Consider the following 25,170-nt stretch of genomic DNA (forward strand, 5'->3'; position numbering starts at 1 on the left):
TTCTTTATATTCAAATTTGGAGCCAAAAAATTCGGTTGCTATTTCTGACAGATATAATTGCATGATCCGGTCTTTCACATCCTTACCATTGCCATCAGGTTAGCATTACATATCCTAAGATTCAATTAAAACAATACAGCTTTGAATTTTATTTTTATGTATTTATGTTTGTACATTACATATTCAAAAATTACCAATTATACCGTTATTCTAATTTTTTTAATATACCTACCAATGAAAAAATCCTTTATACTACTGGCTTTATGTATTCCCATCTTTTACGGCTCCGCTCGTGGTCAGTCATTAAACAAGCAGTCGGTTGCTCGCGAGATATTAAATGACGCCAAACTTGATACCATACAAAAAAGAGCACTTACGCTACTTAAGGGATTTTCGGCAGGTACATCGTATAATGAGGTTTGGATAAGGGACTTCACTACATTTATAAACGGCTCCCTAAAAACCCACGACCCAGGTACAGTCAAAAATGTTCTGCTTATGTTTTTTAAGATACAAGGCAATGATGGAAATATTGTGGATGGCCTTGTTGATACGTCAAAAGCACACGGCGGTTATGAATATCGTTATTCGAAATTACTACCTGCCTGGGCAGCTCATAAAAATACGGTGGAAACCGACCAGGAATCCTCACTTGTTCAGGCCGTGAAAAAATATATCGATGCGACCGGGGATAATTCGATCCTGATGGAAGTGATAGATGGCAAAACGGTTATAAGACGCATGGAGGATGCAGTGCAATATATTCTTAACGACCGCTGGTCTGAAAAATATCAACTCGTTAAAGGCGCGACAACCATCGATTGGGGAGATGTTCAGCCAGAATCTGGCTGGGGAGTGGCAATCAATAACAAAACAAAATGGGCGATTGATATTTACGATAATGCCATGTTTGCTATTGCCCTTCGTGATCTGGTGGCTATGAAACCAGCAGGTTATTCCTTTACTAGGGATTGGTCAGCTGTTGCTGCCAGGCTTAAAACCAGCGTCAGATCACATTTGTGGTCGGCCAAAAGCCAGAAATATCTGCCTCATATTTATTTAGATGGAAGCCCCTTTAAACCGGACTTTGACGAAAATAAAATTCTTTATACAGGAGGATCCATCTGTGCGATCATAGCCGGGTTTAACACAGTGGCGGAGATAAGGCAAATTAATCGTCAAATGAATGAGGCTGCTTCAAAAGAAAAGTTCGCTACTATCGGCATGACCGTTTATCCGCCATATCCGGCTGAGCAGTTTCCGAATATGCATCCTTATATTTATCAGAACGCGGGCGACTGGACATGGTTTGGTGGGCGTATTGCTGAAGCCCTGTTACCGTATCACATGGAGGCAGATGCCTACGAAGCACTTAAGCCAATGATAAAAAGAACCATTCTGCATAAAGGTTTCTTTGAATGGTATGATGTACAGAATGGTAAGCCAAAAGGCTCAGGTGATTTCAGAGGTGAAGCAGGTGTTCTATTTGACGCCATTACGTTACTAAAAGATTGGGCAAATAAACAAGTGAAGAAGTAACTGCCCGATTAGCTGAACCATTTCCACGCGGACAAAGAAAAAAGCTTGGAAAATATCGAACAGAGTGTGAATATAATTATTGGTTTTCTTAAATTGGATTATGCAATTTATTCCCTTATTCAAAGTCCGGGATATGGGGGCGGCCATCCGGCACTATACCGAAGTGCTGGATTTCGTAATGACCTGGCCGGAAGATACCCCGGATTCACCCGTCGTCGACCTCGGCCATGAAGAAATGGAACTGCAGATCACCACACATGAAAGCGAGCAGTTATTCGGCTCGGTCGTATATGTTTGGGTAGCTGACGTTGATGCGTTATTCGCTAAATTTCTCAGCCGCGGCCTGGACACCTCCGGCAGGCCCAATTCACCGGTACACCAGGGGCCAACCGATCAGACTTGGGGACGGCGGGAATTTTATGTCACTGATGCGGACGGTAACACGCTGCGTTATTGCCAATTGATTAACTAAATTTCCTTATTATTTTTCTATCCTTTTGCGTTTCGTATCCTTTTCAATATTATTTAGGCGGGATGTAAGAATTTAAAAAAAACATTTTTGTTATCGCCATTGATCACCCGTATCACAAGCTCTGTGTACATCGGCAACTGATTTCTTACTGTATTATAGCTGTGTTAACTTATGATATATCAACCACAGTTATTATTATATTAGCAAAGGCTTTAAAAAAAATAAATCAGCTGCCAAGCCACCCCTGCTTTGATGAAATATTTTAAGATACTGTTTTGTTTAATATTGCTTTTCATAAGGCCTCAACTGCATGCGCAAAGTATTAAAAACGATAGCATAACCATTGCAGTAGCGCCCGAATATGATAAAGTAGGTAAGGTGCGCCGGTTATTTTTTGGCGAAAACTATCGCAAGCTTTGGGCGGTACCTGTTAAAATTAAAGTATTTCACCTGCAAACCGAAAAAGGTGGTTTAACTATTGTCCAGAAAGGCGGCGGTATGCAAACCAAATCACTTAGGCTGCGCGATCCATCCGGGCAGGAATGGGTGTTGCGGACCATTCAAAAGTATGCCGAGCGGGTACTGCCGCCCAACTTGCGCCAAGGCGTTGCCAGGGATATACTACAGGATCAGGTATCAACGGCAAATCCCTTTGCTGCCTTAACCGTACCCCCGCTGGCTGATGCCCTGCATATTTTACATGCCAACCCTCAAATAGTTTATGTGCCGGATGATCCGGCATTGGGTAAATACCGCAAAGATTTTGCAAACGATGTTTTTTTATTTGAGGAGCACGAGCCCCTGGAGTCTGACAAAACGGATAACACAACTAAAGTGCAGGAGAAACTTCGGGATGATAACGATGTTAGGTTTGATTATAAAATGGTGCTGCGTGCCCGCCTGCTGGATATGATATTGGGCGATTGGGACAGGCACGACGACCAATGGCGCTGGAATAAAAATAAAAAAGGCAAGAGTACAGTATACACTCCCATTCCCCGCGACCGCGATCAGGTGTATTATAAAACCGGGGGTATTTTCCCGTGGATAGTTGCGCATCAATGGCTAAAAGCACGTTTTCAGCCTTACAGCAGTAAGATAAGGGATATCAAAGCCTGGAATTTAAGCGGACAATATTTTGACAGGTACTTTCTTAATCAGCTTAGCGAAACCGATTGGAAAGAGCAAATTGCTTACGTACAGGCCAACCTGACTGATAAAGTTATTGAAGACGCGTTTAAGCGGCTCCCTGGCGATATTTATAAATTATCTGCGCCTCAGCTCATCAGTACGATGAAAGCCCGCAGAGACAACATTGCAACTGAAGCCCTGGAATACTACCGTTTTTTGGCGCAAATTGTGGAGGTGCCGTTGTCGGATAAACGCGAGCATTTCGATATCCGGCAGGAAACTAACGGCAAGCTTAACATTACTATAAACAAAGTTACTAAAAACGACAGCCTTGCACAGATCATCTATCATCGGGAGTTTGAGCCGAATGACACCAAAGAAATAAGACTTTATGGGTTTGATGGCAAGGATGTTTTTAATGTAACAGGCGAAGGCAGATCTCCCATAAAAGTCCGTATGATAGGAGGGAGTGATGTGGATACTTTCAAAGTGGCTGCATCGGTAGATAATAAACGCAACCTTTACATTTATGACCGTTCGGATAAAACGAATATTGTACCGGATAGGTCTGAGGCGAAATTACGCTTATCAACAGACACCGCTGTAAATAATTACGACAAGAAGAGTTACCGGTTCGACCGTTTTGAGCCTATAATTCTGGGGCAGTACAATAACGATTACGGGGTATCATTGGTAGGGGGCTTTAGCTATGTTAAACATGGTTTCCGTAAAGAACCGCATGCTTACAAGCACGAACTTTTGATAGACTATTCACTGGCCCGGAAGTCTTTTTTTATTACCTACGCGGCCGACTACAGAGGAGCTATTGGCAATAACGACTTGAATATTAATGTGGTTTCGCGTGGGCCAAACAGCGTAAACAACTTTTTTGGCATAGGTAACGAAACACAGTTTATAGATAGAGGAAATAAAGAAATTGAGTTTTACCGAAACCGGTACGATCTGATAAATGCAGATGTACGTTTGGCTCATCAATATAGTAAGCTGCGCCTTAATGCGGGTGTTGCAGGGCAGTATTATACCAGCGCGCAGGACAATAATATGCTCAAGTTTTTAAATACCTATGCTGTTGCAAACCCACAGCAAGATGTTTTCTCGTCAAGGGTTTACGCGGGGTTGGTTGCCGGTGCAGATTATGATACACGTAACAATGCCAATAGCCCTAGCAAAGGAGTATTGTGGCATACCACCTTAACAGGCCTACAACAATTAAATAGAGGCAATGACCGCTTTGGGCAGTTACTATCCGAGTTCACCTTTTTTTTAAAACCAACAGGGAGTTCTGACTTTGTCATATCAAACAAAACCGGGGTAGGTACCACTGTCGGCGATGCTGCTTATTATCAGCAATTAAAGTTAGGTGGCATGCACAACCTGCGCGGCTTTCATAGCTGGCGTTTTACAGGGCGCACTATGGCCTATAATAATTTTGATGTCCGTTTAAAGTTATTTGATTTTAACTCTTATCTGTTTCCCGGTTCGGTAGGCATTACCGGCTTTAATGATGTTGGCCGCGTGTGGGTGCCAAACGAATCATCATCCAAATGGCATGACGGTTATGGCTATGGTGTTTATGTAGTTCCTGCCGAATTAATTTTCATCCAGTTTTCGCAAGGGTTCTCAACAGAGGGGCGCATTAACTATATTTCTTTGGGATATCGGTTTTAACCTGTTTAGGTAAGCTACCCCAAAGAATAAATGCTGAATACAGCTGCTTATCAACAAAGTCCCTTTAATTCCATCTAACTCTTATCTAACTCTTAATTATATAATGCCGGCGCAATTCATCAAACATCGGTTTTCTTTCTATGCTATTTTTTAATAATTTCGCCGCCCTTTAAATTTTCACTGTTATCAGCATATTATGGGTAGGTTTTTATACGGAATTGATTTTGGCACCACCAATTCTGCTTTGGTTATTTACGACGAAGAAATAAAAGAAATACATAGCACTATCATTATTCCATCGCTTATTTATTTCTATCATCAGCCAAGTGTGGCAAATGCTAAAAATTACGTTGTGGGCGAAGAAGCAATTGCAGCTTACCTTGACGATGACATGAAAGGGCGTTTCATCAAGTCTGTTAAACAAATATTACCAAAAAGCAGCTTCACCGAAACCCGCATTCACAATAAGAAATTTAACGCTTCGGATCTTGTGGCCATCTTGTTAAAGGAGTTAAAAGATCGCGCGGATCAATTGATAGGGCAGGATTGCCGGAAAGCGATAATCGGAAGGCCGGTCTTTTTTGATGACGACGATGTACAAAAAGATACTTTAGCACAAACCCGGCTCAACAAAGCGGCAGAACTTGCGGGTTTTACAGATGTTCGCTTTCAATTTGAACCTATAGGCGCTGCTTTCGCTTATGAAAGGACCCTCTCAAAAAAAGAAAAGGTATTGGTGGCCGATCTTGGTGGTGGTACTACAGATTTTACTTATTTAGTACTTGATCCAGAGAAAGCCGGCAGTAAGGACAGGAAAGACGACATGATGGCAACTGCCGGGATCTATATTGGTGGTGATAGTTTTGATTCTGCCTTTATGTGGGAGAAAGGCACACCATATTTTGGCAAGCACACGCAATATGAAGCTACTCCGGGTAAGGTTTTAACTGTACCGAAATCGCTTTTTGCTAATATTTGCTCATGGGAACAAATGAATTTTTTTAACGGGCTGCGTATTAAAAAAGATATAGAAGATTACTATTACTTTTCTGGTAACGACAGGAAGTTTAAAAACCTCATCACGCTCATTGATAATAACTTGGGATACTCGGTATTTCAATCTATCGAAAAAGCAAAAATTGAGCTTACAAATGCAGATAAAGCTATGTTTACCTATCAGAAAATGGGTATCGGAATTGATGAAGAAATACGTTTATCTGCTTATGAACAAATTATAGAAAAAGACGTAGCCCGTATAGCCAACTGCCTAGACGAATTTATGTTGAAAAACCATATCGATCCAAAAGATATTGATAGCCTGTTTTTAACGGGCGGTACATCAATGGTAGGTAGTATTCAAAAACTGTTTAAAAATAAGTTTCCCCATGTCAAGTTAAATTCGGGAGATAACTTCAAAAGCGTGGCTAAAGGTTTAGCTTATAGTGGTTATTTATTCAGGGATTAAGTAGTTAACTCGAATTTGATTAAAGCATAAACAAAATACCACTGTCATAGTTCACCATTACTCTTCAGTATCTTTAAAACTCTTTAGGTCTTCGCCTTTGTGCAAATGGCGGTTATGGTGCTTAACTTCAACATTGTCTGCAGGCTCCCCAGTTTGTTCATCAATATATTCGGCCCTTATCTCATTTTCTGTTTCTGGGTCTGTACCTGCGAATGCTTCATTCAAGCCTTCACTGTCCTTGCCATTGCCACTTGGCTTACCCTTTCGGTGTATCTTTGATACGTTCTCATTCTTTGCCATGATGATTGTTGTTTTTAAATAAAAATCAATAATCAATGAAATTGTTTGTATTTTTTTATACACCCGTTTTTATACACCCGTTTTTACACACCCGACAATTAGAATAACTCGACTTTAATGCTTCTGCCTAATACTAAAAACGTGGTATTTCAGGTCCGTTGTAAGGGGTTTCAATAGCTTCTGCAATACGATTTAACCTGTGCCGGGAATGCGTATCTTTAGGATCTGCCAGCATGAGTTTAATATTACTCTTTACAGATTCTTTTACGTTAAATTGTGTTGTTGCCCGGTCTAAACGGAGTGTTTCGGGTAAAATAGCTGCTTCAAAATAGGTAATGATCTCTTCATCTGTCATTGCGTAAAGGTAAATAAAGCTGCAATATCGGCATGCTCTTGTGTAAAAAAATACATGAAAGAGTGATACTAATGTTTCCTTGGTAGGTTTGTCATAAAACTATTACCAAAACACAGTTAAGAAAATGGTTCGCGTGTTTAATGTCAGGAAATTTTAAAATAGATTTGCTCTGACATCATTGCTAAACAACTACATGAAAATGCCGCAACTTTTACGCATCAATAAGCTAAATTTTAGAATAGTATTCACCCTGACAGTATTGCTTACAGTTAGGTTTACAGCGCATGCACAAAATAGCTACGAGTTAAATACCGGCTGGAAATGCGCTGCAATAAAAGATGTAAAGCAAGATGGATACCAGCTAAGCGGTGCCTCTTTTAACAGCAATAGCTGGATGCCTGCAACCGTACCGGGTACGGTTTTAACAACGTTGTTAAACAATAAAAAAATTCCTGATCCATTTTATGGGATGAATAACGAGCTGATCCCGGATATTTATAAAACAGGTGCGGAGTATTATACCTATTGGTTTGTTAAAGAATTTAATGAGTTGCCTGCAACTGCAGGTAACCAGGTATATCTTAATTTAAGAGGGGTTAATTACAGCTGCGATATTTATTTGAATGGTCATAAACTGAACAAAACCCTCCAAAAGGGGATGTTTTTACGCTTTTCCTATAATATAACACCATTTGTAGCTAAGAACGGGCATAATAAATTAGCCATTTTGGTTTATCCGCCCGATGTTTTGGGTAACGCTAACGGCGGCCAGGGTGGCGATGGTACCATCGCGCGTAACGTAGGTTTGCAATATACCGCCGGATGGGATTGGATACAGCCCGTGCGCGATAGGAATACAGGCATTTGGGATAAAGTAACCATAAAGAAAACTAGCCCGGTGCGTATAACCGATACTCATGTAATTACCAAAGTTCCGGGAGTAAGGCGGTTTGACGGTTTTCAACAGCCCGCAACTATAAAATTTGAAGCAGAAGTAAACAACCCTACCGCGAAAATAGTGAGGGGTGTATTAAATTATGAAATTGCAGGTGCGGCCGTATCAAAGAACGTTACCTTAAAACCTAATGCTACAGTAACCGTAACACTTAACGATTATATACTTAAAAACCCGAAGCTTTGGTGGCCGAATGGTTACGGCCCACAAAACCTTTACGATGTTAAGGTGAAGTTTGTAATTAACGGCAAAACGGTTTCAGACCAGCAATCGCTAAAAGTAGGGGTGCGCGAAATACAAAGCGAATGGAACGAGCATACCGGTAGCCGGCAAATCGCTGTTAACGGGCAAAAAATATTTATTAAAGGAGGGAACTGGATAATATCTGACGCTATGCTGCGCCTGTCAGATCTTCGTTATGATGCCGAGGTACGCTTTCACCACGATATGAACCTTAACTTGATCAGGGTTTGGGGCGGTGCCATGATAGAACGGCCCGAATTTTATGATGCTTGTGACAGATATGGATTGCTTGTTTTCCAGGACCTGTGGGGATCTGGCGATTGTAATGGCCGTTGGATTGACCCCATGAAGCTGGATGACCAATGGACCAGGAGGCAGTATCCTAATAATCATCGTTTATTCCTGCGATCTGCCGAGGATCAGATAAAAATGATCCGTAATCATGCGTCCCTAGCAATTTGGTGCGGTGGCAATGAAATAACCCCGCCGGAAGATATTTTGGTGGCTTTAAAGGATACTATTTTACCAAAGTTGGATAATACCCGCTGGTTTGTAGATTATTCCAACTCCGAAGAAATGTCGCGCAATGTTTGGGGCGGTAACGGCGACGGCCCTTATGGCATCCAGCCGTTATCTGTTTTTTGGGAACATCAAACTTATCCTTTTAACTCAGAAATAGGCTCGGTAGGGGTGGGCGATTATGAATCATTAAAAAGATTTATCCCCGCGCAAAACCAAATAGCGCCTGTTTATGATGAACAAACTCACAAAACAAAAATGGATAGTGTTTGGGCTTACCATAAATATATTGGTTATGATACCAGCATTAATAAATATGGCAAGGCCAAAAATGCAGAAGATTTTGCGCGCAAGGCACAGTTAGTTAACTATGATCAGTATCGTGGACTTGCAGAAGGGTTTACAGCACATATGTGGGACTGGTACACCGGTTTTATAATCTGGAAAACGCAAAACCCGTGGACCGCAATGCGTGGCCAGATGTATGATTATTACCTTGACCCCAACGCTTGTTTATACGGTCTTCATAATGGCAGCGAACCTCTGCATGTAATGTGCAACCCGGTAACCGGTATGGTGACGCTGGCTAATAATACCTTTAAACCAAAACGCAGTATGATGCTTGTTGTTAAAACTTTTGATATGGATGGGAAAGAAAAACTGCTTACCCAAGTGTTTGTGGACATTGTGCCTTCGTCAACCAAAAAGATCTTGTCAGTAAAAAAGGCGATGGATGAAATGGCGGCAAAGGAGGGTGGTTTCCTTTCCCTGCAACTATTAAATACCGATAAAAGTGTAATAAGTGAAAACCTGTATTGGCTACCGGATAGCAAAGGAGAGTTCTCAGGTCTGCAAAATATGAAGGCTGATGGCCTGGTAAGCACAACCCGCTTTATAAAACCCGGAAAAATTGAGGTTATACTGAATAATAAACAACAAAAGATGCTTTCGTTCTTCAACAGAATATCTTTAATAGATCAGGATACCAAACAAAGAATATTACCAGCCTTTTATACTGATAACTATATCTCGGTTTTACCCGGGGCCGAAAAAAAGATCATAGTTGAATATCCGGTTACAACCGGTAAAAATTTGACAATTGAAATTGATGGCTGGAACTCAGCAGCTAAAACAACTATAAAAATTCAAAACTGATTATTGAGTTATAAAGCCCTGTATTTGAATAGGTAGGGTCATTAATAAGTAGAGCCGCATTGTTTAATGCGGCTCTACTTATTAGCTATTTGGGATGCGGTAAATCTCTTTAGAGCGCTTACCTGCAATGGTTATTTAGCTGGTGTGATAATAATATTCCTGTAATCTATAGGGCCATGGTCGCCTTGAATAAGGAGTGGGCCCGGTTCGCCTTCTTTACTGTCAATAGCACCTCCCGTAAGTCCGGGGATCTCTTGCTTGCATATAACCATGGTTCCGTTGGCTACAATGGTGATCAACCTGCCTACAAGCGTAATATCGTAAGATTGCCATTCGCCGGGGTTTTTTGCCATCATTTTATTGGGTGGAAGGAAACCATAAACCGAACTAAATTGGTTATTAATAGGCTCTGGTTCGCCATTTTTAGTATCAATTACTTGTATCTCGTAACGACCCCTTAGATATACGCCGCTATTGCTGCCCTGTTTGTAACGAAACTCGATATGCAGTTTGAAATCGTTGAACTTTTTATCGCTTATCAGGTTAGCACCCGATTTTAGGCTTCGCAAAATGCCATTTTCAACTGTCCACTGGTTCTTGCCATCAGTATGCCAGCCTTTGGTGTCTTTTTCGTTAAACAACTTAATAGGCTTTCCCCATACGGTTGGTTTTGTTCTGACCAATGAGGGTGCGCGAACGCCGGTGAAAGAGTATGTTTTACCATCGGTATAAACCATGGTGCCTTTTAGGGCATCGCCGGTTACCTCAAATTCAAAATCCATATTGCGTTTTCCCTCTTCCCATTGCGGCGGGATAGAGAAACTATATTTACCCTCGTTCGGCTTAACTTCTGAAATAGGGCGTGCGCTGCCGAAAGCGTAGGTAAAACGGCCAATAAGCGTATGTGTGCCCGACTTTTGAACCTCTAACCACGAAGGAAGGTTTTTGCCATCCTTCTCAATAGTGATGTCCCATCTGCCTATAACAGCAGGGTCTTTCTCTATTACAAGGTTATTAACCGAGGCTTTAAGCCCGGAAAAAAAGAACAATGTTAAAACAATTTGCAAGCCTATAAAACGCGAAATGCGTTTGCTGCTAAAAACCGGAAATTTTTTCATATGTTGTTAAATGAGTGTTAAATCTACAAACTAAATCAACAATACAAAGAGAATTGTTCTCCGTTATTTAATACAATAGCAATGAAACAGCCACCGCTTTGGTGGCTGTTCTAGTTTACTTATTTGTATAATAGGTAATGCCCGGCGCGTTGTAATAAATTTCGGGCGCTGTAGTTGTTGGGTCGCCTACCGGCTTTGTTGGCCTTGTAGTACCTTTTAAGGTTATATCAGTACCCGGAACCGCGTAATCAGCAGCCAAACCACGGCCAATTACGGTGTAGTACCTGCCCGGAGCTAACGGTATATCGGCAGTAATTGTTCCAAAAGTGGTTGTGGTGCCCGCTATAACCATTTGAAACTTGTAGTTAGTTGTGCTTGCCTGGTTAACGTCTACAGGTACAAAGTCTGTTACTGTTCCGTAACTTATATTGCTGATAATGGGTAGTGTTGTAGCTGTGCCTCCTGCTAAAGTAAAGGTACCATTCAAATCTACCGCTCCGCCATTAGGTACTGTATTAGCAAACCTAATAAATGCCTTATTAGCGATGGGAGCAGGGAATTTATCTTCCACTACTTTCACGGTTAACCCATTTGTTGTTGCCCCGGGCAGGCCCATTAAAAATGCAGAGTAGGCCGAACCATCGGCGCTGCTTTGTGTAACCTCGCCAATAACAGTAGCCGGTGCAATGGTCTGCGCGCTTTTTAATACCGGGGATGGGGTAGCCGCGATAAATTTTATTGCAGTACTGCCGGATGGTACAGATACGTAATTGTTAGCCGGGAACACCGATAAATAACCAAAGCCGGTAGTTACCGCTGTAATGAGGTTATTATCAGTTACAGAATAGGTGGTAGTTGCTGAAACCTTTGTACCATTCACATAGCCGTCAACGGCAGGTACTCCGGGAGCAACGTGTATCAGTTTTATTTGTGTACCGGTAGTTAGATCGCCTACCTGCGTTATTTTGGTTTTGGTACAACCCGCCATTAACAATAGCAGGCTGCACGCTATATATATTAATTTTTTCATGTCCGTTAAATGCTTAAGGTAATACAAACCATGGTTTTTTAGTGTGATAATCCGCATCAAGCGCGCCTATTAACTTAAGGGCCGGCACATTCCAGATATACTCAGAATTGTATCTTGGGCGCAACCGATATACTTGTTTGCCTGCATTATCCGGATAAATGGTAGTGGGGATAACATATCCCTGAAAAATGCTCGTACTATAGTCATATCTGCGCATATCAGACCATGCCTCGGGTGCGCCCCAAACAAACAGGGAAATGAACTTTTGTTGAAGAATGTCGCTCAGTTGCAATGCGGCCGCATTTTGACGAACAGACGGACCCGCTAAATAACTATCAATTGCAGTTTGCGAAATGTATTTTTGGGTTCCGGTTAATGAACTGCCTATTGGTGGGTTGCTCACAAAATCAAGCGCCCCTTTTACACCATTGATATAAGTCGTATATGCCCCTTGAAGGTCGCCCTTCTTAAATAACGTTTCCGAAACAAAAAACTGTAACTCGGAGTAGGTCATGAGCACTCCTCTGGAATTGTCATTGAAGATGTATTTTGCAGATGGTGTGCCCGAGTTAGCTGTGGTTGCACCCGCCATGGCAGGTATAGATATGTTTGCATCGGCCGTATTAGGATCCCCAAGCGGCGCTACAACACCACGGAAAGCCCTGTCTTTACTTCGCGCAAGCAAAAGCGGTAAGCGTGGGTCTGCAAGGGTATCCTGCTCGGTAGCGCTTGCCAATATCCTGCCATCTAATAGTTTCACGATGTAGTCTGACTGGCGGAAACTTGGGATATTACCACGTGTTGGCCCCCAGAAGTTAGCATCGCCTGATTGTGAGCCGGTGCACTGTACACTAGCATTATCGGCATTGCTTACAAACGAACTATCAACATATTTCTTAACCAGATCTGCATTGAATGTCGATTTATTACTTAAATGCAGCGTGTTTTGCGCAAGTATGGCATAAACAAATTTCCGCCACTTAAGCAGGTCGCCATAATACATATAATCGCCTTTTGCTAATGAGGCGGAAGTGTTACCATTCGTATTTATGGCAAGGTTAAGATAGTTAAGGGCTGTCTGGCAATCTTTAACCACTTCTGCGTAAACGTAATCTGGGCTATCGTAATTAAAGGTGAGTTTTGTAGGGTCATACGCTTCCTTTATAACCATGTTGTTGTACTCATCGGCCCCGTTCTGCCATCCCCAGGCCCTTAATGCCCATCCTACACCAATGTAATCATATTTTTTACCCGCTATGGCATCCTGCATCATCAGGTTCACGTTTTGGCCAAGGCTAAAATAAACCGTGCGCCACATTTCGCCACCCGAGTCACTACCGGGGATATATCCTTCCTGATCCCACACGTTAAGGGCTGTGGGGGCGCCCCATATTTGCACGTACTGGCCAATATAACGGCTGTCATACCAGTTACCCCGGGCCATACCGGCCAGCATTGGTGGTAATAGCGTGCTTGCATCAACACTGGTTGGCGCATTTGGGTTATCGTTTATATCGACGAATTTTTTACAACTACTGGCAATGCCTATGGTAAGCAGTGCCGTAAATATATATATGATCTTTTTCATGGTGTCTGCTTATAATTTTACTCTTAAACCTAAAGAAATGGTGCGCGGTGTAGCAACCGTTCCGTAATCAAAGCCGGCTGATCCGGAGCCTCGTGTTGATGAATTGTTACCGTTAACATCAGGGTCGGCACCAGAGTAATTGGTTATCAGGAACAGATCTGTTGCGGTAACAAACACACTGGCGGTCTTAAATACTTTTGAGCGCGCCAGTAAAGTTTTAGGAAGGGAATAGTTAAGTGTAACATCCCTCAATCTTACCCAGTTTACGTCGTGCTCAACAAAATCTGATTCAACGGCGCTTGAATAATAGGTAGTTTGATAGTATGGTGTTACCTGGATGGTGTTCGCGGTTGGCGTAGCGCTGTTTTCGTTGCCATCTTTTAACACGCCGGGTATAATACGTGGCTGCATCCTGTCAAGGGTACGGGCGCTTAAACCATAACGGGTAAGGAATAATTCATTTGCGTTAAATACATCGCCGCCTTTGCGGATATCAAACAGGAAGGACAGGTTTAGAGATTTGTATGTGAAGTTATTGCCAAAGCCGATGGTGAAGTCTGGTTGCCGATCGCCCGAGGTAACAAAGGCGTTGTTTGAAATGGGTAAACCGCTTGATGGATCTACCAATATCTGGCCTTTGTTGTTACGTGCATAGGTATAGGTGGCAATATTTGTTAAACTACTGCCCGGGAATAAACTGGCGCGCGCGTTAGCGTAGATCCAGGTATCGGAATTATAAAACTCCGGAAGGTCCCCAAGGTTGATCACCTTACCCCGGTTTAGGGTAAAGTTTATAAATGTGCTCCAGTTAAAGTCGGTTGTTTTAATGGGCACGCCGGTCAGTTGTGCCTCGATACCACGGTTTCTTATCTCTCCGCCGTTAACAAACTCCAGGATATATCCTGATGCATAGCTGATCCTCGGGTCGAAGATCTGGTCTGTAGCGCGGTACTGGTAAAAGCTGATATCGGCACCTAAGCGGCCCTGGAAGAATTGTAGCTCTGCGCCAAAATCCAGCTGGTAATCTTTTTCCGGACGCAGGTTAGGGTTGTTTCCGGTAACATCATAAGCAAAACCACCACCTGTTGTGCCCTGCTGTATAACGCTCGATTTAATTTTGTACGGGGCATATGGGTCTTTACCCACACCGGCGTATGAGAACCTTAGTTTACCATAAGATAAGATCTTGTTATCCTTTAACCCTGGCAACTCGGTAAAAATAAAACCCGCGCCAAAAGAAGGGTAGAAGAAGGTGTTATTTGCAGTTCCGGATAAACGGGATGAATAATCCTGCCTCCCGGTTGCATTAATGGTGATCATCTCTTTGTAAACGATCCCTAAACGAGCTATCTGACCAATGCGGCGGGTCTCGAAGAAGTTGCTCGAGTTGCGCTGCGTGGTTGGTGTAGTGTTGTTTATCGTGTTAAAATCGGGCTGCAGGAACTTCTCTCCGTAGAAACCATTTATCTGGTCGCGGTTATCAAATATTTCCGCACCCAGGGCAAGAGTTGTCCGGAAATCGCCGAAGGTCTTTTTTACAGTAGCGAACAACGATCCGTTAGTAAGCAGATTGTTGTCGTTATAATTATCAATGATACCGCCGGTGGCAATACCATTGGTAGCTGCAAAACTGTTTAAAGGTGAGTTTTGATAAGAGGAGCTATACTGACTAAGTAGGTTATTACCATTGGTGGTATAAAAATCGACACCAACAAGCGCCCTTAAGTTAAGCCAGCTTGCAGCATCAAAAGACAGGTCGACATTGGCTACCATGCGGTTAGTTTTATCCCGGCTGATGTTTTTATTCGCATCCCACAAAGGGTTATCAAAATCTATAGTAGCATCGGTAACAACATTCGTTAGTTTGGGTGGCAGCAATGTTCTACGGCTGCCATCCGGGTTAAGATAGTTGCGCACATCATCGTTGGTTGGCCATGCCAGCGCATTGATATAAGTACCCGAGTTACCTTTGTTTAGCTTACGGTTATCTATATTAAAATAGTTAAAGCTGGCGCTGCTGCTTAGTTTAGAACTTAATTTTGCTGATCCGGCAAACCTTAGTGATATTTTATCATTATAAGCTACCGGAAGAACACCGCCTGTATGCCTGTACTCTGATGATATACGATAGGTTGCCTTATCGCTACCGCCTTCAAGAGCAAGGTTATGCTGTTGGCTAAAGCCCGTTTGAAAAATATTCTGCAGGTTATCATATGTTGTGGTACCGGGGGCATAGGCAGGGCCAAAGGCGGTCCTAACCAAAGGATCGAGATTACCTGACGAGCCCGGGCCGAATACGTTTTGCACTTTTGGGAAACGGTAGGCCTTGGCAAAGCTGAAGTTATTGTCGTAAGTTAATGCACCATTGCCACTTGTACCTTTTTTTGTGGTTATAACGATAGCGCCACCTGCTGCATCCGAGCCATAAACAGCTGCCGCATCCGCGCCTTTTAGCACCGTGATGGTTTCAATATCATCCGGATTTATATCGGCTATACGGTTAGTGAAATCTTGCCGGCGGTTATCACCGTTAGATGCCAATGCACTTTGGCTTAATGCCTCGTTATTAACACGGATGCCGTCAATAACAAACAAGGGCTGGTTGCTTGCACCAATAGAAGTGATACCACGCAATACAATAGAGGCAGAAGCTCCTGGTTGGCCGCTTGTGCTGGTAATATTGGCACCCGCTACGCGGCCGGCCAGGGCAGTGACAAAATTTTCGCGCTGTGTGGCTTGTACCGCCGATCCTTTTATCACCTGGACAGAGGAGGTAAGATCGCGTTTATCCTGCTTTACACCGAACCCTGTGGTGATAGAAACCTCTTGCAGGCTTCTTACATCAGTTTGTAATATTACATCAATAGCGCTTTGATCGCCTACTGTACGTTCAGCCGTAGTGTTGCCAATAAAGGAATAGACCAATACCTGGCCGGTAGCGGCATTAATGGAGTACTTGCCATTGCCATCAGTACTTACTGCGGTAGTAGTTCCTTTGATCCTGACGGTTGCACCGGGTATGGTAAGATTATCGGCGGCTGAGGTGACTGTTCCGGTAATTGTTCGGGTTTGTGCCATTACCTGACTGGCACAACAATTAACCAACAGAAGAAAGATAAGTAGATGTTTCTTCATACAATAATTTTAAGGTGAATGTGATATAAAAGTGAATGTAGGGAAACAATTATTAATTAACAATATAAAATACCCATGATATTTCTTTAGATGAAATTTACAGGGTGAGCAACAATATTGTTACATTGGTATAGATATAAGTTGGGGTATTGGGTTGGTATGGTATTGAATGTTTAAGGAATTGTAAAGTCAAAAAATTGATGAATATATTTACATTGTAGCCGATGCTGTAAATTAGGCGACCAACCCGTTACAGCATCATAATTATAAAACCAATTAGACAGTTATTAGGCCGAATTACAGCCGGGCGCAATTCCGGATATGTGAAACAATAATATTAAAATGGCAGAAAAGGAATTAAGAAGCCGGGCATGGTTTGGCCGCAAAGGTAAGGATGGGTTTATTTACCGTGCCTGGATGAAAAACCAGGGCATCCCCGATTACGAATTTGAAAACAAGCCGGTTATCGGCATTTGCAATACCTGGAGCGAGTTAACACCCTGTAACGCTCATTTTCGCGAACTGTCAGAATCGGTAAAACGCGGCATTTTAGAAGCGGGCGGTTTCCCTGTGGAGTTTCCGGTTATGTCATTAGGCGAAACGTTGATGAAGCCTACCGCCATGTTATACCGTAACCTGGCCAGCATGGATGTGGAAGAATCTATCCGGGCAAACCCGTTGGATGGTGTAGTGCTGTTGTGTGGCTGTGATAAAACTACCCCTTCATTAGTGATGGGTGCGTGCAGCGTTGATATCCCTACTATCGTTGTATCCGGTGGGCCAATGCTAACGGGGAATCACCGGGGGCAACAGCTTGGTACCAGCGATATTTGGCGCTATCATGACGATGTTCGTACAGGTAAAATACTGGAAGAAGAATTATTAACGATAGAAGCCGCAATGTGCCGCAGCCATGGGCATTGCGCCGTTATGGGCACAGCTTCATCTATGGCCTGTATGGTGGAGTCGCTTGGTCTTTCGTTACCCGGCAATGCCGCTATACCCGCAGCAGATTCCAGGCGCAAGGTTTTGGCGCAGCTATCCGGCTTGCGCATAGTGCAAATGGTTAAAGAGGACCTGAAATTATCAGATATCTTAACAAGAAAAGCTTTTGAAAATGCCATAAAGGTAAACGCTGCCATTGGTGGTTCAACAAATTTTGTGATCCACTTATTGGCTATTGCCGGCAGGATTGGCGTACAGTTGGAGTTAAAAGACTTTGACGCTCTGTCGAAGAATATCCCGCTGATAGCTAATCTTCAACCATCGGGTAAGTATTTTATGGAGGATTTGTTTTACGCCGGGGGGCTGCCGGTTGTTTTAAAAGCGCTGGATGGCATCCTTCACCGTGATTGTATAACGGCAAACGGGCAAACCATAGCAGCCAATTACAGCAAAGCCATAGGCTATAACAGCGAGGTAATTACTACTGTTGATGCGCCATTTAATACGGCTACAGGGCTTGCCATTTTAACAGGGAACTTATGCGAGAACGGCGCGGTTATTAAGCCATCGGCAGCAAGCCCGCATTTGATGCAGCATATCGGTAAGGCTGTTGTATTTGAAAACATAGAAGACTTTAAAGCCCGTATAGATACCGATGATCTGGAGGTTGATGAAACCAGCGTTTTGGTTTTAAAAAATGTTGGCCCAAGGGGATACCCCGGTATGCCGGAAGTGGGCAATATGGGTCTCCCCAAAAAAATATTGGAGAAGGGTGTACAAGACATGGTACGGATATCAGACGGAAGAATGAGTGGAACGGGGTTTGGAACCGTTATACTGCATGTATCGCCGGAAGCGGCAATGGGTGGTAACTTCGCCATGATAAGAACCGGCGATGTAATTACGCTGGACGTGGCCGGCAGGTCGTTAAACGTTGCCATTACGCCCGAAGAGCTTGCCGAAAGAAAAAAACAATATATACCTCAAAATGAAATTACAGGCCGTGGCTATGTAAAGCTTTATACCGACCATGTTCAGCAAGCGCACCTGGGTGCTGATATGGATTTTTTGGTAGGTGGCTCGGGAAGTAAAGTATTAAGAGATTCACATTAAGTAATTGATAATGAGCTTTAAAAACAAAGTAGCTATAGTAACAGGGGCAGGGCAGGGCATAGGCTTCGAAATATGCAGGATGCTTTCAGAAAAAGGGGCAACGGTGATCTTAAATGACCTTGATGCAGAGTTGGCAAAAAAGGCCGGGGCCGCTATTAATGAAAATAACGGGGGTAATTGTTTAGCAATGGCTGGTGATTCCAGCGATCTGTATTTTATAAATAAGATGGTAAATACTGCGGTTGAGCTTTACGGTAGCATAGATATTGTAATTGCCAATGCGGGTGTAACACTATTTGGAGATTTCTTTACCTACAGCCCGGAATCATTTTCAAAAGTGATGGATATAAATTTAGGCGGCTCATTCTTCTTGGCACAGGCCGCGGCGAAGCAAATGAAGCAGCAGGGAAACGGTGGGTCGATACTCTTTACCTCATCTGCTGTGGGCCACCAGGCGCTTAAAAACCTGGCTGCTTACGCCATGACGAAGGCCGCGTTAGAAATGCTCGCCAAAAACCTTGTGATAGAGTTATCGCAATATAAAATTACTGTAAACACGGTTGCGCCGGGCGCCACACTTACCGAGCGCACCATGGAAGAAGCCGATTATGAACGTATTTGGTCTGAAATAACACCAATGGGGCGCCCCTCCTATGTGGCAGATATTGCAAACGCTGCCTTGTTCCTGGTATCTGATGAGGCGAGGCAAATTACGGGGCAAAGTTTGCTTATAGATGGTGGGTGGACGTCTGTGAGTGTTTTACCCAACGGACTTAAATAAAGATGTTTGGTACTACTGCGGCAACTCTTAATTATTGATGACGATTTTTCCTGTAAAGACAAGCAGTATTTTAATATATTTTGAAATATTTAGGCACATTTGTAATCGCTAATTATATCATAATTAAAAAATCAAATTACTTTAATTTTGCTCTTAAAATAAACATTCCTAAATGGGACTCGAACATAACTTTTTAACCGCTCCTGATGATTCCGAACTATGGGATCTGTTTAGGGCTGGTGACGAAGTTGCGTATACCCAGCTCATTAAAAAGTATTCAAAAGTAGTTTTCAACTACGGCTTCCGTATTTGCCAGGATAAGGATTTTTTGAAGGATTGTGTGCAGGATGTGTTTTTAGAGCTTTGGAACCGAAAGGAAAGGATCAGCCCCACGCCGGCAGTGAAATGGTACCTGTTTAAGGCTGTGCGTCTCCGTATTTTCAGGGAGCAATCTAAATGGAACATGGGCGAACCGCTCGACGAAAATTATGAGTTCCTGGTTGAATTTAATATTGAAACTAAAATGATAACTGATCTGGAAAATTTGGAGCTTTCCAATAAGATCAGGCAGGTGCTTAACACCTTACCGCCGCGCCAGCGCGAAATAATGTACCTGCGGTTTTATGAAGGCCTCGATTTTGATAGCATCGCCCAGATCATGGAAATTAGCAAACAATCGGTACATAACCTGTTACAAAAAGCTTATAAAAACTTCCGTTCCGAGTGGTTAGTGGTTCTTTTGATGTTTTGGCGTTAATTTCTTTTAAACAAAATATCTGTTAATCAAGTAGTTATGTAATTAAATCTAAAAAAGGTCAAATTTTTAGGTTTAAGAGGGGTAATATTTAACTGTTTTGGAATATTATATAATTATAAACCAATATAAACAGTTACCGTGACCAATTATACAAACTACGAGGTAGAAGATTTTCTGCACGATGATTTTTTTATTGACTGGGTTTTAAAAGGTACCGAAGCGCACAACACTTTCTGGAGTGAGTGGCTGCTGAATAATCCGGATAAAAAATCCGTAGTGGAAAATGCCCGTTTCATTGTATCCTCGGTTACTGTAAAACCACTTGATACCACCTTAAGTGATACCGAAGTAGATGAGATTGTTGGGTATATAAAGAACCGGCTGCACAATAAAGCCGAAGATGATAATGTTGTTTCCTTAAAATTTTACCAGTCGAAATACTTTAAGGTTGCTGCCATGTTATTAGTGCTGGTATCAATTGGCTTTTTATTTGTTAAATTAAAATCAACCACGTCACCACAGCTGCATCAGCAAGTTAATACGTTGAATAGCGAGTATTTAAGTGTGATCAATACATCTGCCAAGTCAAAGGTGGTGCAGATGAGTGACGGCAGCCTTGCCGTTTTAAAACCGGGATCCGGGTTAAAATACATCAGGTCGTTTGCCAAAAAAAGGGATGTTATTTTGGATGGGGAGGCCTTTTTTGAGGTTCATAAAAACCCGGCAATACCTTTCCTGGTACACAGTAACGATATGGTAGTGCGGGTATTGGGCACAAGTTTCACCGTAAGATCTCAAAAAGGTAAGCAGGATTTTAAAGTGATTGTTAATACAGGCAAAGTATTGGTATATGATAATAAAAAGGCTGCCGCCGGTACTAATAGGCAAAACTCAATAATCCTGGTTCCAAATCAGCAGGTAACATATCAGCCGCAACAGCTGAAATTTAAAAAGGAAACGCTGCCAGTGCCTTTGATCTTATCAGAAGAGATAGCTCAAAAGGAGTTCACCTTTGATAATACGCCTTTCTCTGTGATTGTTGAGAAGATCAGTAAGGTTTACGACGTTAATATTGAATATGATAAAGCCAAACTTGGCAATATCAGCCTGAATGCATCAATATCCAAAAAGCCGCTGGATGAGAAAGTTAAACTAATATGTACAGCAGTAAATGCCTCGTTCGAGTTTAAAGACGGGCGAATTATAATAAGTGCACAAAACCAACAACATATACAACCAATTACTAAATGAGAAAAAATAATATGGAGAGAAGAAAGACCATCTAAATATCAGCCAAAACAATAAACCGGCAATACTACTAATATTGCCGGTCGAAGTGTTAGCCCCCAAAAAATGTTTTTGACATCCCATTTTACTGTAATCGCCAGGCGATTGAGTGGGGCCTTCTTGTCAGTTAAAAAATTGATTATTAACCAAATTAAAATTATGAAATATAAACCGATACTCATAACAATAATGAAGATTACATTCTTACAGTTAACAATAATTCTTTCATTATTAGGTAGTGCTGTAGCTAAAGAAGGGAAGGCGCAAGCAATTCTTGAAACGAAGATATCTATAACTGAAAATAACGCCACGCTTAAAAGTGTAATTAAAAACCTTGAAACGCAGTGTAATGTCAGTTTTGTGTTTAGTCCTCAACTGATAAACAGTAGCCAAAAAGTGAATGTAGCCTTTAAGAAAAAAACATTGGGCGATGTTTTAAACCAAATATTAACGCCGCTTAAATTAAGCTACGAGGTATCGGGCGATGTTATCGTTATCAGGAATTTAAATAACGAAGTACCAGCCGAAAACAAACTACGCTTTGATCTGGATATGACCCAGGAACCCGTTAAGGGAAGAACTGTTGACGAAAAAGGCGAGGCATTGCCGGGGGTAACAGTTGCTATTAAAGGTACCCAAACCGGTACAGTAACTGATATTGATGGTAATTTTTCGTTAAATGTTGCACCGGGTACCATATTGGTATTTACGTTTATTGGGTTTGAAACGCAGGAAATCCCGGCTCAAGCCGGGCCAATGAAAATTGTGATGGTTTCGGCAAGCAACAGCCTTAATGAGGTGATTGTTGTAGGTGCGGCTTTTAAGAAAGGCGATCTTACAGGTTCTGTAAGTAACGTAGATTCTAAAACATTGCTGGAGCGCCCTGTTACCAATATTAACCAGGGATTACAAGGCCGCGTGGCCGGTGTGTTCATAAGCGGTGGATCAAAACCCAGCGATGATGCTACTATCAGGATCCGTGGTATAAACACGATCAATGCCGGTTCATCGCCCATATATGTGGTTGATGGTTTGATAATGGAAAACAATCAGGGTGGGTTTAATTCAATTAACCTTAATGATGTATCTTCTGTTCAGATACTAAAAGATGCTTCTGCAACCGCCCTTTACGGTTCGCGCGGGGCAAACGGCGTAGTAGTTGTTACCACAAAAAAAGGCCGTAAAAAAGGTGGCGACGGCGTAATTACTTATGATGGATGGGCAGGATTCTCAAATTTTGCCAACATGCCTGCCACACTTAATGCCGGGCAACTTGCTGATTTAAGGATTGATGCTTATGCAAATGGTTACATGAAAGATAACCCTACTGCAAACAGACAAGATTACATTAATAATACACTGCTAAAAACTAATATAGCTTTCTCTAACCAGGAGTTTGAAACCTATAATAGTAAGAAAAGCTACAGCTGGATAGATCAGGTAAAGCGTACAGGTTTTCAGCAAAATCATGCCCTGAGCTTTTCAGGAGGATCGGATAGAAGCACATTCTACCTGAGCTTTGGTTATGCAGGTACTAAAGGTATTATTGATGAAACAAACCAGAATAAATATACAGGCCGCTTTAACGCCGAGTATGACGTTAAACGCTGGTTAAAAGTTGGTACAAACACAGGTTTTACCCGTACCGATGACAATTTACCATCTGATGACGTATACAACAAAGCGCTTAACGGCAACCCGTTGCTTAACTATGAGCCTTACATGGCTGCAGGTACAAGGTATACAAGTGATTACCTAACGGTATACTATCGCTCACATGGCGAGCAGAACAACAATGATTATAACCCGTTCAACTCGCTTGATATAACTCGTAACCAAAACAGGAACAGGTTAGTAACATCCAACTACATTAATATCAACCCAATAAAAGGGCTGGATATTCGCTCTACCTATGCTGTTGATTATGCACAGCAAAGCTGGTTTGAGTTTACACCAAAGAATATTCAGGAAGCATACAGGCAGTATAACGGCGACTCGCGTGCCAAACACGAACGCTGGAACGACCTGTACTGGCAATGGGATAACACAGTGTCTTATAACACTACTATCGCTTCAAAGCATCGTATAAGTGCTGTATTAGGTACCAGCGCCAGCCGCCGCAGTGCAAACTATACCAAAGCGCAGGGCGACAGATTTGCAAGCGACGATCTGTTGTATTATGACCTTGGTGGAGCAGCCGCGGTGGAAAAATCAGTATTGGGGTCAGATTTTAACGGTTACTCGTTATTCTCTGTTATTGCACGTGCTACCTATAACTACGATGAGCGGTTTTTCTTAACAGGTACTGCACGTTATGATGGTTCATCAAAATTTGCTGATGGTAACCGCTGGGGTATATTCCCTTCTTTCTCTGCCGCGTGGGATGTTAGCCGTGAAAGTTTCATGAAAGAACAGAATATATTCAATCAATTGAAGATACGTGCCGGATATGGTGTTGTAGGTAACCAGGACATTGATAAATATGCGTATCAAACATTATATGGTTCAAGGATAGACAATGGCAACGCGTTAATTGTTAATGATGGCCGCCGCGGAAACCCGGATATTACCTGGGAAAAGCAAAAACAAGCCAATTTAGGTATTGATATGGCATTCCTTAACTCGCGTTTAATGGTTACTGCAGATGCGTTTTACATCAACAACGATAACCTGTTGCTTAACCGCGCGTTGGCAACAACAACCGGTTATACACAAGAGTGGCAAAATATTGGCCGTATAAATAACAAAGGTATCGAGTTGTCTGTAACCGGAGAGGTAATAAAAAGCCACGACTGGAACCTGACGTTATCCGGAAACATATCGTTCAATAAAAATACCGTAAAACAACTGTATGGCAATGCTACAGAGATATACAACCTGTATGAAAACGTTGTGCAACGCGAAGGCAATTTATTTCTTGGTCAATCGCTTAACAACATCTATACATTTCGTTCGGGTGGCATAGCGCAGGAATCCAACCGTTCTGAGTGGGAGGGTGTTAACTACAATGGTAAAACAGTAGGCGTTGGTGATTTATTTGCCCTGGATGTTTCGGGCCCTAACGGTGTAAAAGACGGCATTGTTAACCAGTATGATAAGCAGGTTGTAGGCGTAAAAGACCCTAAGTTTTATGGTGGCTTTTCAACAGACCTGTCTTATAAAGGCATAGCATTAAACGCTGTTTTTGTATACTCACATGGCGCTAAAAAAATCAGCAGTTATTATGAAGGGCTGATAAACAGCATTGGCGAAAGCATGGCATCAACAGATCTGTTAAACCGCTGGACACCAGAAAATACCAATGCTACCGTTCCGCGTGTTATCACCAATACCAGTTATAACAGGTATAGTCCGTCAGAATTGGATTACAGCCTGCAAAACGCTTCGTACTTGCGTTTATCTGCATTAACATTATCCTACAACTTACCCGATAAGTTGATGAGTAACTGGCATGCTAACCGTATGCGTATCTACTTTACCGGTTCAAACCTGTTCTGTATCACTAAATACAAAGGCCTTGACCCGGAAACCGGAGATTACGGTTACCCACCGGTAAAATCGTTTGTTGTAGGTGTTAATTTTGGATTTTAACC

16 protein-coding genes are annotated in these 25,170 nt (G+C 42.3%); 10 read left to right on the plus strand and 6 right to left on the minus strand.

What is annotated here, in order from left to right; genetic code table 11:
* Positions 1-234 precede the first annotated feature (234 nt).
* From NPE20_RS00995 to NPE20_RS01010, 4 genes are all read left to right on the plus strand, one after another.
* On the plus strand, positions 235-1,539 hold the full coding sequence (locus NPE20_RS00995) for a glucosidase family protein (RefSeq protein WP_256536724.1): 1,305 nt from the start codon (positions 235-237) through the stop codon (positions 1,537-1,539).
* Positions 1,540-1,639: 100 nt separating this feature from the next.
* On the plus strand, positions 1,640-2,011 hold the full coding sequence (locus NPE20_RS01000) for a glyoxalase superfamily protein (protein WP_256536725.1): 372 nt from the start codon (positions 1,640-1,642) through the stop codon (positions 2,009-2,011).
* Positions 2,012-2,263: 252 nt separating this feature from the next.
* Positions 2,264-4,831, plus strand: coding sequence for a BamA/TamA family outer membrane protein (locus tag NPE20_RS01005; RefSeq protein WP_256536726.1), 2,568 nt, complete (start codon positions 2,264-2,266; stop codon positions 4,829-4,831).
* Between the two features lie 196 nt (positions 4,832-5,027).
* Positions 5,028-6,296 (plus strand): Hsp70 family protein, encoded by a 1,269-nt coding sequence (locus NPE20_RS01010; RefSeq protein ID WP_256536727.1) that lies wholly within the window; start codon positions 5,028-5,030, stop codon positions 6,294-6,296.
* Positions 6,297-6,353: 57 nt separating this feature from the next.
* On the opposite strand, the gene NPE20_RS01015 is transcribed toward NPE20_RS01010, so the two are convergent.
* Both NPE20_RS01015 and NPE20_RS01020 read right to left on the minus strand, forming a co-directional pair.
* Positions 6,354-6,596 carry a hypothetical protein gene (locus NPE20_RS01015; protein WP_256536728.1) on the minus strand — a complete coding sequence of 81 codons (243 nt, stop codon included), beginning with the start codon at positions 6,594-6,596 and terminating at the stop codon, positions 6,354-6,356.
* A 133-nt stretch (positions 6,597-6,729) separates the two neighbouring features.
* Positions 6,730-6,951, minus strand: a complete 222-nt coding sequence (locus NPE20_RS01020) for a DUF6965 family protein (RefSeq protein WP_256536729.1) — start codon at positions 6,949-6,951, stop codon at positions 6,730-6,732.
* A gap of 199 nt (positions 6,952-7,150) precedes the next feature.
* Here NPE20_RS01020 and NPE20_RS01025 point away from each other — a divergent pair, with 199 nt between their 5' ends.
* Positions 7,151-9,823: a glycoside hydrolase family 2 protein gene (locus tag NPE20_RS01025; protein ID WP_256536730.1), complete on the plus strand. Its 2,673-nt coding sequence runs from the start codon at positions 7,151-7,153 to the stop codon at positions 9,821-9,823.
* A 131-nt stretch (positions 9,824-9,954) separates the two neighbouring features.
* Here NPE20_RS01025 and NPE20_RS01030 read toward each other — a convergent pair whose 3' ends face one another.
* The 4 genes from NPE20_RS01030 to NPE20_RS01045 all read right to left on the minus strand — a co-directional run bounded on the left by NPE20_RS01030 (position 9,955) and on the right by NPE20_RS01045 (position 16,694).
* A complete protein-coding gene (locus tag NPE20_RS01030; protein ID WP_256536731.1) occupies positions 9,955-10,941 on the minus strand; it encodes a 3-keto-disaccharide hydrolase in 987 nt (328 codons plus the stop codon).
* Between the two features lie 115 nt (positions 10,942-11,056).
* A complete protein-coding gene (locus tag NPE20_RS01035; RefSeq protein ID WP_256536732.1) occupies positions 11,057-11,971 on the minus strand; it encodes a DUF4397 domain-containing protein in 915 nt (304 codons plus the stop codon).
* Positions 11,972-11,984: 13 nt separating this feature from the next.
* Positions 11,985-13,559 (minus strand): SusD/RagB family nutrient-binding outer membrane lipoprotein, encoded by a 1,575-nt coding sequence (locus NPE20_RS01040; protein ID WP_256536733.1) that lies wholly within the window; start codon positions 13,557-13,559, stop codon positions 11,985-11,987.
* Positions 13,560-13,568: 9 nt separating this feature from the next.
* Positions 13,569-16,694 carry a SusC/RagA family TonB-linked outer membrane protein gene (locus NPE20_RS01045; protein WP_256536734.1) on the minus strand — a complete coding sequence of 1,042 codons (3,126 nt, stop codon included), beginning with the start codon at positions 16,692-16,694 and terminating at the stop codon, positions 13,569-13,571.
* A 342-nt stretch (positions 16,695-17,036) separates the two neighbouring features.
* Here NPE20_RS01045 and NPE20_RS01050 point away from each other — a divergent pair, with 342 nt between their 5' ends.
* The 5 genes from NPE20_RS01050 to NPE20_RS01070 all read left to right on the plus strand — a co-directional run bounded on the left by NPE20_RS01050 (position 17,037) and on the right by NPE20_RS01070 (position 25,168).
* The gene (locus tag NPE20_RS01050; protein WP_256536735.1) at positions 17,037-18,752 is read left to right on the plus strand and encodes an IlvD/Edd family dehydratase; all 1,716 of its coding nucleotides are present in this window, start codon (positions 17,037-17,039) and stop codon (positions 18,750-18,752) included.
* A gap of 10 nt (positions 18,753-18,762) precedes the next feature.
* On the plus strand, positions 18,763-19,533 hold the full coding sequence (locus NPE20_RS01055) for an SDR family NAD(P)-dependent oxidoreductase (RefSeq protein ID WP_256536736.1): 771 nt from the start codon (positions 18,763-18,765) through the stop codon (positions 19,531-19,533).
* Positions 19,534-19,705: 172 nt separating this feature from the next.
* A complete protein-coding gene (locus tag NPE20_RS01060; RefSeq protein WP_256536737.1) occupies positions 19,706-20,290 on the plus strand; it encodes an RNA polymerase sigma factor in 585 nt (194 codons plus the stop codon).
* Positions 20,291-20,428: 138 nt separating this feature from the next.
* Positions 20,429-21,541 carry a FecR family protein gene (locus NPE20_RS01065; protein ID WP_256536738.1) on the plus strand — a complete coding sequence of 371 codons (1,113 nt, stop codon included), beginning with the start codon at positions 20,429-20,431 and terminating at the stop codon, positions 21,539-21,541.
* A 225-nt stretch (positions 21,542-21,766) separates the two neighbouring features.
* Positions 21,767-25,168, plus strand: a complete 3,402-nt coding sequence (locus NPE20_RS01070; RefSeq protein WP_256536739.1) for a TonB-dependent receptor — start codon at positions 21,767-21,769, stop codon at positions 25,166-25,168.
* Positions 25,169-25,170: the final 2 nt, after the last annotated feature.

The sequence above is a fragment of the Mucilaginibacter aquariorum genome (genome assembly GCF_024498135.1).
GTDB lineage: Bacteria > Bacteroidota > Bacteroidia > Sphingobacteriales > Sphingobacteriaceae > Mucilaginibacter > Mucilaginibacter aquariorum.